We start from the raw sequence: 14,845 nt of genomic DNA on the forward strand, positions 1-14,845 counted from the left end.
CAGGCTCAGACCCTGCACACCCCGCTTGGTTCCCGGTTTAGGCGGATGTGATGTTTTCTACGATTTTTTGTTGCCACCACTTTGCTTTGTCCAGCAATTGCTGAGTGTCGAGGCTGGTCAATACGCGTTCGCGCATCAGGCAACGCCCATTGACCCAGGTGTGCGTTACCTGTTCACGTCCCGCCGCATACACAATTTGCGATGCCGGATCGAACATAGGCTGAGTTTCTATCGTATCGAGATCAATCGCGATCAGATCCGCGCGTTTGCCGGGCAGCAGACTGCCGATTTGACTATCCAGGCCCAGTGCCCTTGCGCCCGCTAAAGTTGCCATTTCCAAAGCTTTGTGTGCATGCAGTGCAGTTGGGTCGCCTGATTGGGCTTTCGCCAGCAGGGCGGCCAGACGCAGATCGCCGAGCAGATCCAGCTTGTTATTGCTGGCTGCGCCATCCGTGCCTATACCCACATTCACGCCCTGTTGTTGCATTGCGTGGATGCTGGCGAAGCCGGAAACCAGTTTCAGATTACTGGCAGGGTTATGGGCGATATGCACACCCTGACGCGCCAATAATGCGATTTCATCTTCAGTGGTATGCACCATATGCGCTGCAATCAGATTGGCTGACAGCAGACCGAGTTGATGCAGGCGTTCCAGCGGGCGTTTGCCGTGTTGTTCCAGACTGCCTTGAATTTCTTCCTGGGTTTCATGGATGTGGCAATGGATCCCCATGCCATGTTGTTCGGCCAGTGCGATAATTTTGCTGAAGGTGCTGTCGGCTACGGTGTAGGGGGCATGCGGAGCCAGGCGGAAGTCAACGCCGTCTTGCCCGGCAAACTGCTGATGGGCCGCCAATGCTTTTTCCAGATAGTCATCGGCATTGTTACCATAGCCAGTAGGGAATTCCAAAATGCTGCAACCAACCACAGTGCGCATGCCGCTGGCCAATCCGGCACGCGCCACCGCGTCATGATGGAAATACATATCATTGACGGTGGTGGTGCCGCCTCTGAGCATTTCTGCGATAGCAAAACTGGTGCCATCGAACACGAACTGGTCGGAGACATGCTTTTTTTCTGCTGGCCAGATGTGGTGATTCAGCCAGTCCATCAGTGCCAGATCATCGGCCAGTCCACGCAAAAGGCTCATGGCCGAATGCGCATGTAAATTCACCATGCCAGGCATGATGCAGTGCTTGACTAGCTCTATGTGTTCTGCATCCGGATAGCCTAGCCGCACTTCATTGCTGGGTGCAATTTCACGGATTTTCGTTCCTTCGATAACGAGTGCATGATGTTGCAACACGACGCCCGCTGGTTCGACAGGGATCAGATAGTGCGGATGGAGGCAGGTAATTGTCATGAGGAATACTTTCAGTTGTTTGCCGGATTATATCGGGAATAGAAATTTCTTGAATGCAGCTGTTTCCCTAAGCTGATTCGCTTGTAAAACAATGATATTGCTCACTGCGCATGTAAAATGCAGTCTGAATTCAGATAATCCATGTTTATTGTTTGTCAGGGGGAAAGATGAAACTGTATGGTTACTTCAGAAGCTCGGCCTCTTACCGGGTACGTATTGCATTAAACCTCAAAGGCTTGGACTATGAGCATGTGGGTGTGCATCTGGTAAAAAATGGCGGAGAACATTTATCCGAAGCTTTCCGTGCGATCAACCCGGAAGCATTAGTGCCAGCGCTGACAGATACTTATGACGGTGCTGAACTGGAATTGAGCCAGTCGCTGGCTATTTTGGAGTATCTGGATGAAAAATATCCGCAATATCCATTGCTGCCTGCGGATTTGGGCTTACGCGCTCAAGTCAGGTCATTCGCGCTGTCTATTGCTTGTGAGATACACCCGGTCAATAATCTGCGTGTTTTGAAATACCTGAGCCAGACTTTGGGTGTGACAGATGAGCAGAAAAATGCCTGGTATCGGCATTGGTGTGAAACTGGTTTGATTGCCTTGGAGAAAAAGTTGTCGCGGGATGGCGTCAGGCACGCATTTTGTTACGGCGATGAGCCAGGTTACGCAGAATGCTTACTGGTGCCGCAAATTTTTAATGCGCAACGTTTTCAGTGTGATTTATCTCAGGTGCCTGAGTTGATGCGTATCAATCAAAATTGCCTGGACCATCCAGCATTTATCAAGGCACATCCAGGAAATCAGCCCGATGCAGATGCGTGATGAATCTGTAAGGCAATCAGTGCAGAACGCATTACGTCGGGTTTACGATTGAGTAAGGCGGGGTGTAGCAGATACTCCGCCTTTAATTCAATCGTCCCGAGGGTTCGTCGCCTGTATTGAGTGCCTCATTCAACACGGAGATCAGCAATGAGCGTGTGAGTTTGGATTTTGTGGTGTAACCGTCGATTGCAAATTGATGATGTACAGTTTGCTCAGGAGCATTTCCCGGCTGACCAGTGCGCAATACAATCTTCAAGCTGGTACGGTTTAGTTCGCCGCGGATAGCTTCCACTAACTTCAGCCCTGCATCTACAGTTTCCATCACAACGTCAAGCAACAGCAGCGCAATATCATTTTCTGTTTCAAGAATTTGACGTGCTTCTTTGGCTGAGTAGGCGTGCAGAAAATGTAGTGGACGTCCGTGAATGCGGACTCCAGTCAGGGCAAGCAGGGTAGTCTCATGGACGTTGACATCATCGTCCGTAATCAGAATTTTCCAGGGATGAACTTCGGTTTTTTGAGCGACATCCTGTTGATCTTCATCCAGAAAATGAATCACGTCATCATCCGATTCGCAATTGGACGTATTTTCACTCAAAGAGTATGAAGACGGTGCAGAAAAAGCGTCTGCAAAGATAGAACTCAACTGTGTATTGACGCCCATTACGATCAAGTGATCGCGTTGAATCAAGCCGGGCAATTTACTGTGTAACTGCTTCATCAGTGTTCTCCCTGGTGCTTGGATTTTTATGTCATGTCTAATCTTATGTGAAGCAAACTTGTTTATCAAGACTAGACGCGGAAAATCCTGAAAGAATTTACATGTAAATGAGAACTTGCGTTTCATTTTTTCGATTTGCAACTTGCACTGGTGTACTATGAACTCTCGTATGTATGTTCCAATTGAATCAAGAATGAAGTGAGCGACTTATTTCACATTGAAAATTAGGGTAAACATTCAAAGGTAGGAGGGGTGTTGGTGTCAACGCAATTTCTAGTCCTCATTCTTTTGCTTCACAGCATGATACTCATCTACGTGCTGAGTATTTTTCCCGATAAACACTTCAATCCAAATCATTGTCTGACGCCTGCTTCGCTCAGGTCGGGCGGTTATTTGCTACTCGCATCTGCACTGGGTGCCAGTGCCTATCTTATGCTTTCATCAGTCCAATTGCCTGATGCCTTACCATGGCTATTGATCGGGATGTCGCTGGCATTTTCATTCTTTTTGCTTCAAAGAAATTTTACTGACGCAATTCGTCGTTTGGTTTGGGTTGGTATCGCTGGCGACCTGATTTTCTTGCCGCTTGTTTTGTCCCATGGCACTCACTACTGGCTATGCCCAGCGCTGATTTTGCGTGCTGCTTTGCAAGCCTTGTTGGTACGGGAAACCTTGAGCCGAGATCAATTACGGCAAACTGTGCAGATCATCTCTGCTTCGGACGAAATTTATCGCTCCATGTTTTATTCAGCGCCGGATGCTTTGCTGGTGCATCTGCAGGATGGCCGTTGCATAGACTGGAATGCGCGTTGGGAGCAGCTCAATGGTGTTGCTGCGACCACCTTGCGTGGCGAAACTTCGATTTTCGATATCTGGGTGGATGCGTCGCAATACCGCACGCAGATGGGTTTGCTGCAGGAGGGGCAGCCCTCAGTGTCCTGCGATCTGGAGATGAAGAGTCATACCGGAGAAATGATACCGGTGGGTGTGACGCTGCGTCAGGTCGAACGTCAGGGGCAATGGTATTTTCTGCTTACCTTGCGTGATCGCAGAACGCTGATACAGGCCGAAACCGAGCGCGACCAGGTAGTCAAGGAATTGGCGCAACGTGAGAAAGTCCTGTCCACAGTTTTTCAACTGGTACCCGACACGCTGACCATTACGCGTATGGAAAACGGGCAGTACATAGACGTCAACCGGAATTGGGAACCTTTGTCCGGATACACCCGGGAAGAAGCGATAGGACGCAGTTCTGCAGATTTAAATTTATGGCAGGATTTTTCTCAGCGCGATCAGCTTATTCAGCGCATAAACCGTGATGGGGAGGCGCGCAATATGCAAATCGCATTCCGCCATAAAGATGGTCGTATCTCGCAATGTCTGGTGTCCGGATCCCGCTTCGATATGGATGGAAGTGCTTACCTTTTATTGAGTTCGCGCAGTATCGATGCCGAGCTGCGCGTAGAAGGTGCGCGGCAGGAAGCAGAACAGTTATTGCGTGAAAGCGAGCGCCAGTACGCAGATTTGTTTCAAATGTCACCGGTACCTTTGGTACTGCTGCAGGTCGGTAGCTGGCAAGTCCAAAAACTCAATGATGCCTGGCACAGAGAGTTTTATGCTGCTATGGACAGGGATGGTCAAAGCAGTGCATGGCGGCAGCAGTTCAAGACAGATTTCTCTCCTATGTTGGTTTTGCTGGAGCAGTTGAGTCAACAAGGCAATGTAGAACAGACCGAGGTGTCTGTTACCGGCCTGGGGGCTGCGCAAAGAATTTGCCGCATGTCTGCACGCTTTCTGGATCCCGAAGCCTCATTGCTGATTGTGGCATTGATGGATGTGACTCAGCAGGTGAAGATAGAAAAAGAAATTCGTGAGCTCAGCGCGCAACTGGAGCGGCGGGTGGTCTTGCGTACCCGTAAGCTGGAGCAGGCGAATCAGGAGCTCGCGAAAGCCATGGAAAATCTGCGTTATACCCAGGCTGATCTGGTGCGCTCTGAAAAAATGGCGGCACTGGGGTCTTTGGTTGCTGGTGTTGCGCATGAATTGAACACGCCACTGGGGAATAGTGTGACCGTAGCCAGTACCTTGCAGGATAAGGTACATGAATTAATGCTGCAGCTGGATACTGGCAATTTGAAACGTTCGGGCATGAAGCTGTTTATGGATTCCTACCTGGAAGGTTTAGACCTGTTAATGCGCAATTTAGAGATTGCGCGTGATCTCATCGGTAGTTTCAAGCAAGTGGCGGCGGATCAGTCCAGTAATCAAAGACGACAGTTTGAATTGTCGCGGGTGCTCGAAGAGGTGGTTGTGACGCTCACGCCCCTGTATAAGAAAACTGGATTTCATCTCGATTGCACGCTGCAGCCTGGCATTTCTATGGATAGCTATCCTGGACCGCTGGGGCAGATTTTGACGAATTTTGTGACGAATTCTTTATTGCATGGATTCGAAGGAAAAACCACGGGCAGGATGACTGTGCGTTGCCACGAAATCGATGCGGAGTTTGTCGAAATTCAGTTCAGCGATGATGGTGTAGGCATGACTGAATCTGTGCAAAAGAAAGTGTTTGATCCGTTTTTTACCACTAAACTAGGCCATGGCGGTTCCGGACTGGGTATGCACATCGTCTACAACCTCGTTACCCAGGTATTAGGCGGAGAGATTGAATTGAATAGTCAGCCTGGGCAAGGTGTGTTGTTTACACTGAGACTGCCGCGTTTTGCGCCGGATCTTGCAATGGTGCAGGATGAAGCATCAGCCACCTGATGATAGCGCTCATAACATAACGATACAAATCTACGGGGAAATTGCGCTGGCTGGCTGAACTTTCTGTTTCTGGGCCAGTCTGAGCTGCAGCTTACAGTGCTTAGTATGTGTAGATGGATAATCTGCCCAGCATAAGTACTGAATTCCCTTCCAATTTTTATCATCCATCATTCAATGAAATCTAAAGATGCCTTGCCAGCTTTTCCCCTGCGCGTATTGACCATGTCGGTATTACTGGCTGTTCAGGCTCAGGCCTACGCACAGCAAACCACGCAGCCGCCGCAAACCGTGCTCAGTGAAGAGAGCAAAAAGCCTGAAGTGAAAAAAGCTGCGCCTAAAGACAGTGCTGGCGGTATGCAAAAAGTCGAAGTGCAGGGCGCACGCCAATATGATGAGCGGCGTCAGGATACGGCAACCAAGATCGTAGTCACCCAGGAAGACATCGTACGCTATGGCGATACCACGGTGGGTGATGTGCTCAAGCGTTTGCCCGGCGTAACCATAGGCGGTGTACAGGGGCGCGGCGGCGATATTCGTATGCGTGGACTGGGTTCTGGCTATACCCAGATTTTGTTAAATGGTGAGCCTAGCCCACCCGGGTTTTCGCTGGATTCTATCTCGCCGGACCTGATCGAAAGAATAGAAATTATCCGTGCAGCGACTGCAGAACTGAGCACTCAGGCAATCGCTGGTGCGATCAACATCGTATTGAAACGCGCAGTGCAGACCGCACAGCGCGAAATTAAGTTTGGTGGTCAGGTGGATGGTGGCAAATATGGTGAAAATCTGAATTTCCAGACTTCCGATAAAGCCGGTCGTATGTCGTATTCGATATCCGGCAATGTGACGCATGGCCAGTATGAGCGTCCTACTGTGACCGATTACGTAGTACGCGATGCAAACGGAAAAATCACTGGACAACAACACACTGATTTACTGGGTTGGGGCACTTTTAACGGCATTGGTTTTTCGCCGCGTGTGAACTGGAGTCTGGAAAACGGCGACACCATCACGACCCAGAGTTTTATCAACGCCAATCGTTTTTCCGGACATAATAAGGAAGTGACCGCTACCTCAGTCGGTTTGCCGCCTTCTTACCAGAGCGATATGCAGACCGTGAATTCTGATTTTGCCATGCTGCGCACCAATCTGAACTGGATACATAAGCTGGCTGACAGTGCCAAGCTGGATGTGAAATTGGGACTGAACTATAACAAACGTTCGTCGGATGTGGGCTTGATCGGCTATGGTTACAACCAGGCTCAGGTACTGGATCGCAAATCGCTGTCCGATGGTATTGGTAAGGGCTTGACGACCAGTGGTAAATACTCTGCCCCTTTCGTTGAAGATCACGCCTTTGTGTTGGGCTGGGATGCGGAATACAGCAAGCGCAGCGAGAATCGTCAGCAGACCGATATCGTGAGCGCCGATCCGGTCACCAATATCACCTTGAAGCCTATCAATCTGAACGAGGACTATAACGCGACTGTCAGTCGTCTGGCTTTGTTCGCACAGGATGAATGGAGTATTAGCAAGCAGTGGTCGCTGTATGCCGGTTTGCGTTGGGAAGGTCTGGATACCAAGAGCGTAGGTAGTACCTATGCTGAGGTGAATAACCGCTCCAGCGTCTGGAGCCCGATTTTGCAAACTTTATGGAAGCTGCCGGGCAGTAAAAATGATCAGGTCAGGCTCGGTCTGACCAGAACTTATAAAGCCCCGGATACCAGCCAACTGGTGCCACGCCGCTTTATTTCTACCGACAATAAACAAACCAACCCGGACACCACTGGTAATCCGGCACTGAAGCCTGAACTCGCATGGGGACTGGACTTCTCGTTCGAGCATTACCTGCCTGAAGGCGGTATGCTGAGTGCCTCGGTGTATATGCGCAAGATCAATGACATCGTCATTACGAAACTGGACTTCCTGGATGGACGCTGGGTATCCATGCCGGTCAATCAGGGTGCTGCAACCACCAAGGGTGTAGAGCTGGAAGCGAAATTCCCACTGCGCTCGGTGATGGATAATGCACCAGCGCTGGATTTCCGTGCCAATGTCTCGTTCAACTGGTCGGATCTGAATTCTGTACCAGGTCCTAACAATCGTCTGGATTCGCAGACACCAGTCAGTGCTAACGTAGGCGCAGATTATAAGTTGGATAAACTGCCGCTGACCTTGGGTCTGAACTATGGTTATCAGGGGGCAGGTCCGGTTCAGGTGTCTGCGGTACAAAGCCGTTATTCGACACCAAAACGCGTGGTTGACGTGTATGGTTTGTGGAAGTTCGATGCAAAGACCAGCTTGCGAATTTCGCTGTCGAATGTGCTGCATCAGGATAATGTCTCATCCAATTCCTACATTGCGCCACAGGGCGGCACGATAGTACAGACTACGCTCAATCCAACCACAGTCGTGGCACGTGCGATGTTTGAGCACAAATTCTGACGCGGCCCGGGCTCAGGTCACACAAAAAAAACGCCGGACTGTATGTTCCGGCGTTTTTTATTTCTGCATCTGTGACTATGGCATTTTTCTGCGACAGATTGCTGGCAGATATTCGGATGGAATCGAGGTTTTATCGGTGCCGTAAATGCTCATTTTTGCCGGCGCTTCCGCTTTACCACATACCCAGGTCACCGGTACCTGATGGGTGTCATTCACCACTGCCGGGCGCAGACTCAGTATTCTGCCCTTGATGGCATTGCTGGCGCGATTGCCGAACATGATGTGTATTGCGCCATTCTCCACTGTTACGCTGCTGATGAAATTATTCACGATCTTGTCAGCTGTCGGTAATCCTGCCGCTGCATTGTCTGCCGGGAAGTCCTTTTCGCTGAGCCAGGCCAGCTCGCTGGGCTTTTTGGCGATATCTGCCAGCGGGACAGAACTGTCTACCTGCTCACGAACTACTTTGTACAAATAAGAGGGTAGTGCCATCGCACCCAGAATGGCGATGATGGCGACCACCGCCATTAATTCAAGTAAGGAAAAGCCAGCATTTTTTTTCATAGATTTTCAGTATGTACACAGTACTGTGCAGGATTTTTTGCTGCGCAGAAAAATAAGACTATGCCAATATAAGCAAAAACCCGCTTTATGCCAACTGTATGCGGCCATATGTTCAGGCTGGATTGCGCTCTTCGCTGGCGCTCTGACTCAGATAGTGCAATAGCTGAGCCGCCTGGGGGGACAGATTTCCCAGACTGAATACGCACAAGCGTAATTCCCGGCTGGCCCATGGATCGTCGAGGTAGATCAGTCTGGCATCCAGCTCCCTGGCATGCCTTTGCGCCGTAATTTCCGGCAGCATCGCGATGCCGGCTTCCTGCGCCACCAACTGTGCCTGGGCATAGAAGCTAGGAGCCCGGACCCGAATTTTGAGCGGTCTGCCGTGTTGCATTGCTATTCCCTCGATAAATCCCTGTATTGCCCTTTCCTTGGGAAGTCCGATGAAATAGTAGCTCAGCGCATCACGTAGCAGGCAATGCTGACGGCTGGCTAGTGGGTGCTTTGCCGAGACCAGTAACACCAGGCGAAAATGGCGAAACGGCACTGAGTACAGGGTTTCCGGCACCAGGTTGCCATCCAGGACACCGATGTCGGCATCTTTATCCTGTACTGCTGCCAAAATCTGACGGCTGCTTTTCTCTTCCAGTTGCAAATCGATTTCCGGGTAATCGGCCAGAAATGGGCCGAGTGCGGCGGGCAGATAGGTATTGTTGGCAACCGTAGTCGCCGCCAGTCGCAGCTTGATCCTGCGCTGGCCTGACAGGTCTTGCAGCGTGTGTTGCAGTTGCTCGGTTTCGGCCAGTATTCGCCTGGCTTGCTCAAGCACGATTTTCCCAGCGGGTGTCGCAATCATGCCGGCACTATCGCGCTTGAACAGGATCACCGCGTGACGCTCTTCAAACTGGCGGAGTCGATTGCTGGCGGCGGACAAAGCGAGTGGAAACTCTGCCGCCGCACGACTCAGGCTGCCGCTGTCCGCGATCGCAAGTATCAGACGCAGATCGATCAGGTTGAGTTGCATGCCTTCTCCATAGGCGAAGTAATCCTGCTTAAATGAGGAATTTTACCTTGTTTTCCTTCGTGGCAGAATAAGTCAGATTCTTCATTTCTTCCTTCTTTTCTTCCATAACTATGTCAGCTTTTTTGCCATTCTGGACCCGCATCAGCCGTGACGGCCGATTGTATGCGGTGTTGTCAGCCGCAGGTTTTGCGCTGAAAGCCATTTTCGTCAAACTCGGCTATGCGGCCGGTGCGCAGGATGCGATCAGCTTACTCGCACTGCGTATGGGCTTTGCCTTGCCTTTGTTTTTGCTGTTGTGGCTGATGAGCCGTGAACCGGGGCAGGCCAGACTCACGCTGGCTGACTGTGGACGGATCTGGATACTGGCATTGCTGGGCTACTACTTATCCAGCCTGTTTGATTTCTATGGCTTGCAGACCATCAGTTCCAATCTGGAGCGCGTGATTTTGTACGTCTATCCAACACTGGTGCTGGTCTTTCAGGCGCTGCTGCTACGCCGGTGGCCGCAGCGCACTACGGTGCAGGCCATGCTGATCTGTTATGTTGGTTTGATGGTCGCGTTCGTACACGATTTACTGCAAAGTGCTTATGGACGTGAGGTAGTGACTGGTTCGCTGTGGGTGTTTGCCAGTGCGGTTACTTATGCCATGTATTACATCGGTACCGGGCAAGTGGTGCAGCGCATAGGTTCTATGCGGCTGACCGGACTGGCTGGTTGTGCTTCCTGTGTATTGGTGTTGCTACATTTTGTCGGGACTGGTCAGTCTGCGACGGTATTACAGTTGCCCGCTGCGGTCTGGGGATATGGCGCACTGATGGCACTGTTTTCAACTGCATTGCCGGTGTATTGGATGGCGCTTGCAATTCGTCAGTTAGGAGCGACGCAAGCTGCCGCGATAGGCAGTCTGGGGCCGGTGCTGACCTTGTTTGCTTCCTGGCTGATGCTGGGTGAAGCCGTTACGCTGTGGCAGATTGCCGGCTTGGCGCTGGTCATCGTGGGTGTCGCGAGGCTGAAGCCCAGGCAGAATGCGGATGTAGACGTGGCGCCGGACGGTTCTGCGGTATCCGCCGTCAAGTCCGCAAGCTAAGTATGATGAAGCCGGGTGCAGCTGATGGCACCCGGCACTTCTTTGCGCTTAACGGCCTTTGTACAGCGCTTCAACCTGCGGTGCAAAATGCGCGGCGAGATTATTGCGCTTGAGCTTCAGCGTCGGTGTGAGCAGAGAATTCTCTACTGACCAGGGCGTCAGCGTCACGATTACCCCGCGTGGCTGCGCATAATACGGGAAGCTGGTAGTCAGTTCACGGATACGCTTGAGTATCAATGCACGTGCCTTGGCAGCTTCGGCGCTGTCCGGTGCACAGGCACTGATACCGGCTTTGGCCTGCATCTGTTGCCAATAAGCCTGAGTGACGACGACCGAGCATGCGATGAAAGGACGGTTATCGCCAAACACATACACCTGTTCATAGCCCGAATCAGCCAGGATGGCCTGTTCCAGATCGACCGGCGCGATTTTTTCACCAGTAGAGGTTACGATGATTTCTTTCACGCGACCCAGGATGCGGATGCGGCCATTGGCTTCCACTGCTGCCTGATCACCGGTTTTGAGCCAGCCATCATCGAACACTTTGGCCGTATCTTCAGGGCGGTTCCAGTAACCACGCATGATGCTGGGGCCGCGTACCTGCAATTCTTTGTTGTCACCGATGCGTACTTCCACGCCTTCTAAGGCTGCACCGACGCTGGTTGGATCGGTATTGAGCGGGATATTGGCAGCAATCACCGGCGAGGTTTCTGTCATGCCGTAGCCTTGGGCAACCGGTATGCCCAGTCCCAAAAAAGTCTGCGCCACATGTTGCGACAGCGCGGCACCGCCACTCACGGCCAGTCGCAATCTGCCACCAAACTGGGTGCGCAGTTTACCGGCTATCAGCTTGTCCAGCAGTGGCCACAGGCAGCGCTCAGCCAGGCTCAGGCGATTGCTTTCTTGCACGCCGTCGTGCTGCTGGCTGTAACGTTTCCAGCCTACGCTGCAAGCCTGACGGAATAACCAGGATTTCAGTGCAGAGGCGCTGACGTCGCCTTCAATTTTAGCCAGTACCCGTTCATAAATACGCGGTACCGATACCAGGATAGTCGGTTGCATGGTGCGCATATCTTCTGGCAAGTCTTTGACCGAACGCGCGAATGCAACGCAGCAGCCACCGGCAATCGGTGTGTAATAGCCAGCGGTACGTTCGAAAGTATGCGACAGCGGCAGGAAGGACAGAAATACATCGCTTTCAAACGGGGTCACACGCTGCAGCACCGCTTTGACGTTAGCCATTACATTGCGATGAGTCAGCATCACGCCTTTTGGTTTGCCGGTTGTGCCTGAGGTATACACCAGTCCGGCCAGATCTTCTTCATCCGGGAAGGGCCAGCTGGTCGCTGGAAACTGTTCCGCCGCTTGCAGCCAGTCTGCCAGTGTGCTGATACGGGTCTGTGCATCCGCGGGGTTGCTGCTGACTGATGCAGCTGTAATCACCACCTGCTGTAAGTCAGGCAGCGCATAGCCCGCATCGCGGATTGCTTCCCACTGCTTTTGGGACTCGGCAATCAGCATGCTGGCGGCACTGTCGGCCAGAATAAACGCGATACTCTCAGGATTGTCCAGTGCATGCATAGGTACCGGTACATGGCCCAGAGCCAGTGTGGCCTGATCTGCGCAGACGGTATCGAGGCCATTAGGTAGCAAAATGCCGATACGGGCACCTTTATAGAACTGCATAGCCGCCATAGCACGGCTGAACTGACTGACCAGGCGGCCTGCATCGGCCCAGCTATAGGTCAGCCATGTTGCGGTTTGTGTGTCAAATTGACGATAGGCATCTGCGCCTGGTGTTTTCTGTACTCGCCATTGTAATAACTCAGGAAGGGTTTTCAGGGCCTGCACTTCCGGTGAGATGGCTTGAATCTTAAGCATAGAACGACCTTGTTAGACGATAGACCCATATTATCGCAGTATTCTTTGCATTATTGCTTGATGTGGATACTTGACACGCGATTGAGTTCTTAGCAAAAAGCGCAAGAAACCGCTATGGTTTCCTGCGCTTGAGTACCGCTCTCGGTTGATGGCGCGATGACTTAAGTGCTCAGGCGTTCGTGATGAAAGCGCAGATGATCTTCGATCACGCTGGCGATGAAGTAATAGCCATGATCATAGCCCGCGTGACGACGCAAATTCAGTGGCTGAGCCGCTTGCAGGCAGGCTTGCTCAAAACGTTCGGGATGCAGTTGCGTCGCCAGGAACTGATCCGATAAACCCTGATCGATCAATATACCTGCAGGGAAGGGCGTTTGCCGGTCGCGCATCAGACAGCTTGCGTCATAGTGCTCCCAATTCGTACGGTCTGGTCCCAGATAAGCCTGGAAAGCTTTTTCACCCCATGGACAATCGGCAGGCGCGCAAATTGGAGCAATCGCAGAAACCGAGCGGAACAGCGCAGGCTGGCGCAAGGCAGTCACCAGCGCGCCGTGCCCCCCCATAGAGTGACCCATGATGCCGGTTTGTGCAGCAATGACCGGTAAGTGCTGGCTGACCAATGTGTGCAACTCGGTCAGATAGCTTTGCATGCGATAGTGCGTGGACCAGGGTTCCTGACTGGCATCCAGGTAAAAACCTGCACCCACACCCAGATCCCAATGTTCGGCCTCACCAGCCACACCGGCGCCGCGCGGGCTGGTGTCGGGGCAAATCAGCGCCAGTCCCAGCTGAGCGGCGATACGCTGCGCACCAGCCTTGATCATGAAAGTCTCTTCTGTACAGGTCAGTCCCGCCAGATAGAAAAGTGCGGGCACGGCTGCGGTCTGTGCCTGCGGCGGCAGGTAGACCGAAAACCGCATAGGCAAGCCTATAGCCTGCGATGCATGGCGGTAAAACCGCTGTACACCGCCAAAGCACAGGTGTTCACTGATCAGTTCAGGCATCGCATCATCCTTAGTAAATCACGACCGAGCGTATCGATTCGCCGCGCTTCATCAGATCGAAACCATCGTTAATCTGCTCCAGTGATAAACGGTGGGTGATCAGGTCGTCGATATTAAGTTTGCCTTCCATATACCAGTCTACGATTTTAGGTACATCGGTACGGCCACGTGCACCGCCGAAGGCGGAGCCGCGCCATTCGCGACCGGTCACCAGCTGGAACGGGCGGGTGGAGATTTCCTGACCGGCAGCGGCCACGCCGATGATAAAGGATTTGCCCCAGCCTTTATGGGTACATTCCAAAGCCTGACGCATGGTGCTGGTGTTACCCACGCATTCAAAGCTGTAGTCGGCACCGCCATCGGTAATCTGCGTAATCGCATCGACCACGTTCTCTACCTGATTCGGATTGATGAAATGCGTCATGCCGAATTTGCGTGCCATTTCCTGACGTGCAGGATTGATGTCCACGCCAATGATTTTATCTGCGCCGACCATGCGCGCAGCCTGTATCACATTCAAGCCTATGCCACCCAGACCGAACACGGCGACGTTAGCGCCAGCCTCGACTTTGGCAGAAAACAGGACTGCGCCGACGCCAGTGGTGACACCGCAGCCTATGTAGCAGACTTTATCAAACGGCGCATCTTCGCGGATTTTTGCCAGAGCGATTTCAGGTACTACGATGTAGTTGGAAAAGGTCGAGGTTCCCATGTAGTGAAACAGCGGATTGCCGTTCAGCGAAAAACGTGAAGTGGCATCCGGCATTAAGCCCTTACCCTGAGTGCTGCGGATCGCCTGACACAGATTGGTTTTGCGCGACAGACAGAATTTACACTCGCGGCATTCCGGTGTGTAGAGCGGAATGACATGGTCATCTTTCTTCAGGCTTTTAACGCCTGGCCCGACATCGACCACGATGCCAGCACCTTCATGCCCCAGAATCGCAGGGAACAGGCCTTCCGGGTCGGCACCTGATAAAGTGTAATAGTCGGTATGGCAGATGCCGGTGGCTTTCAGTTCGACCAGAACCTCACCCTGTTTTGGGCCCTGCAATTCCACCTCTTCGATAGTCAGTGGTGCGCCTGCCCGCCATGCAACTGCAGCTTTGGTTTTCATGTGTTTGCTCCTTCGTATTCATTCAGATGGCCTATTGTGACCAGGTCT

General features: G+C 52.1%; 11 protein-coding genes. 4 read left to right on the forward strand and 7 right to left on the reverse strand.

Annotated features, from left to right (window positions below):
- Window positions 1-37 precede the first annotated feature (37 nt).
- Window positions 38-1,360 (reverse strand): TRZ/ATZ family hydrolase, encoded by a 1,323-nt coding sequence (locus tag EYB48_RS10165; protein ID WP_162020218.1) that lies wholly within the window; start codon window positions 1,358-1,360, stop codon window positions 38-40.
- A gap of 167 nt (window positions 1,361-1,527) precedes the next feature.
- Between EYB48_RS10165 and maiA the strand changes: the two genes are divergently transcribed.
- Window positions 1,528-2,187 (forward strand): maleylacetoacetate isomerase, encoded by a 660-nt coding sequence (maiA, locus tag EYB48_RS10170; RefSeq protein ID WP_162020219.1) that lies wholly within the window; start codon window positions 1,528-1,530, stop codon window positions 2,185-2,187.
- Between the two features lie 82 nt (window positions 2,188-2,269).
- On the opposite strand, the gene EYB48_RS10175 is transcribed toward maiA, so the two are convergent.
- Window positions 2,270-2,908: a response regulator gene (locus EYB48_RS10175; protein ID WP_162020220.1), complete on the reverse strand. Its 639-nt coding sequence runs from the start codon at window positions 2,906-2,908 to the stop codon at window positions 2,270-2,272.
- Between the two features lie 300 nt (window positions 2,909-3,208).
- Between EYB48_RS10175 and EYB48_RS10180 the strand changes: the two genes are divergently transcribed.
- Together EYB48_RS10180 and EYB48_RS10185 are read left to right on the forward strand one after the other, a co-directional pair.
- Window positions 3,209-5,677, forward strand: coding sequence for a PAS domain-containing sensor histidine kinase (locus tag EYB48_RS10180; RefSeq protein ID WP_162020221.1), 2,469 nt, complete (start codon window positions 3,209-3,211; stop codon window positions 5,675-5,677).
- Window positions 5,678-5,851: 174 nt separating this feature from the next.
- Window positions 5,852-8,122 (forward strand): TonB-dependent receptor plug domain-containing protein, encoded by a 2,271-nt coding sequence (locus EYB48_RS10185; protein ID WP_162020222.1) that lies wholly within the window; start codon window positions 5,852-5,854, stop codon window positions 8,120-8,122.
- Between the two features lie 75 nt (window positions 8,123-8,197).
- Here the strand turns inward: EYB48_RS10185 and EYB48_RS10190 are convergent, their stop codons facing one another.
- Complete coding sequence (locus tag EYB48_RS10190) at window positions 8,198-8,686, reverse strand: pilin (RefSeq protein WP_162020223.1); 489 nt, start codon at window positions 8,684-8,686, stop codon at window positions 8,198-8,200.
- 112 nt (window positions 8,687-8,798) lie between these two features.
- Entirely contained in the window at window positions 8,799-9,707 is a 909-nt protein-coding gene (locus EYB48_RS10195; protein WP_162020224.1) for a LysR substrate-binding domain-containing protein, read from the reverse strand.
- 110 nt (window positions 9,708-9,817) lie between these two features.
- Between EYB48_RS10195 and EYB48_RS10200 the strand changes: the two genes are divergently transcribed.
- Complete coding sequence (locus EYB48_RS10200) at window positions 9,818-10,795, forward strand: DMT family transporter (RefSeq protein WP_162020225.1); 978 nt, start codon at window positions 9,818-9,820, stop codon at window positions 10,793-10,795.
- A 48-nt stretch (window positions 10,796-10,843) separates the two neighbouring features.
- On the opposite strand, the gene EYB48_RS10205 is transcribed toward EYB48_RS10200, so the two are convergent.
- The 3 genes from EYB48_RS10205 to EYB48_RS10215 all read right to left on the reverse strand — a co-directional run bounded on the left by EYB48_RS10205 (window position 10,844) and on the right by EYB48_RS10215 (window position 14,797).
- Window positions 10,844-12,676 carry an AMP-dependent synthetase/ligase gene (locus tag EYB48_RS10205; protein ID WP_162020226.1) on the reverse strand — a complete coding sequence of 611 codons (1,833 nt, stop codon included), beginning with the start codon at window positions 12,674-12,676 and terminating at the stop codon, window positions 10,844-10,846.
- Between the two features lie 161 nt (window positions 12,677-12,837).
- Complete coding sequence (gene fghA / locus EYB48_RS10210) at window positions 12,838-13,680, reverse strand: S-formylglutathione hydrolase (protein WP_162020227.1); 843 nt, start codon at window positions 13,678-13,680, stop codon at window positions 12,838-12,840.
- Between the two features lie 10 nt (window positions 13,681-13,690).
- Window positions 13,691-14,797 carry an S-(hydroxymethyl)glutathione dehydrogenase/class III alcohol dehydrogenase gene (locus EYB48_RS10215; RefSeq protein ID WP_162020228.1) on the reverse strand — a complete coding sequence of 369 codons (1,107 nt, stop codon included), beginning with the start codon at window positions 14,795-14,797 and terminating at the stop codon, window positions 13,691-13,693.
- Window positions 14,798-14,845 lie beyond the last annotated feature (48 nt).

This window comes from Cognatundibacterium crateris, from assembly GCF_010078235.1.
Classification (GTDB): Bacteria; Pseudomonadota; Gammaproteobacteria; order Burkholderiales; family Burkholderiaceae_D; genus Undibacterium; species Undibacterium crateris.

Excerpts from the sequence above, each read along its gene's own strand:
- EYB48_RS10165 (WP_162020218.1), bottom strand. The coding sequence starts at position 1,360 with ATGACAATTACCTGCCTCCATCCGCACTATCTGATCCCTGTCGAACCA.
- maiA (WP_162020219.1), top strand. The coding sequence starts at position 1,528 with ATGAAACTGTATGGTTACTTCAGAAGCTCGGCCTCTTACCGGGTACGT.
- EYB48_RS10175 (WP_162020220.1), bottom strand. The coding sequence starts at position 2,908 with ATGAAGCAGTTACACAGTAAATTGCCCGGCTTGATTCAACGCGATCAC.
- EYB48_RS10180 (WP_162020221.1), top strand. The coding sequence starts at position 3,209 with ATGATACTCATCTACGTGCTGAGTATTTTTCCCGATAAACACTTCAAT.
- EYB48_RS10185 (WP_162020222.1), top strand. The coding sequence starts at position 5,852 with ATGAAATCTAAAGATGCCTTGCCAGCTTTTCCCCTGCGCGTATTGACC.
- EYB48_RS10190 (WP_162020223.1), bottom strand. The coding sequence starts at position 8,686 with ATGAAAAAAAATGCTGGCTTTTCCTTACTTGAATTAATGGCGGTGGTC.
- EYB48_RS10195 (WP_162020224.1), bottom strand. The coding sequence starts at position 9,707 with ATGCAACTCAACCTGATCGATCTGCGTCTGATACTTGCGATCGCGGAC.
- EYB48_RS10200 (WP_162020225.1), top strand. The coding sequence starts at position 9,818 with ATGTCAGCTTTTTTGCCATTCTGGACCCGCATCAGCCGTGACGGCCGA.
- EYB48_RS10205 (WP_162020226.1), bottom strand. The coding sequence starts at position 12,676 with ATGCTTAAGATTCAAGCCATCTCACCGGAAGTGCAGGCCCTGAAAACC.
- fghA (WP_162020227.1), bottom strand. The coding sequence starts at position 13,680 with ATGCCTGAACTGATCAGTGAACACCTGTGCTTTGGCGGTGTACAGCGG.
- EYB48_RS10215 (WP_162020228.1), bottom strand. The coding sequence starts at position 14,797 with ATGAAAACCAAAGCTGCAGTTGCATGGCGGGCAGGCGCACCACTGACT.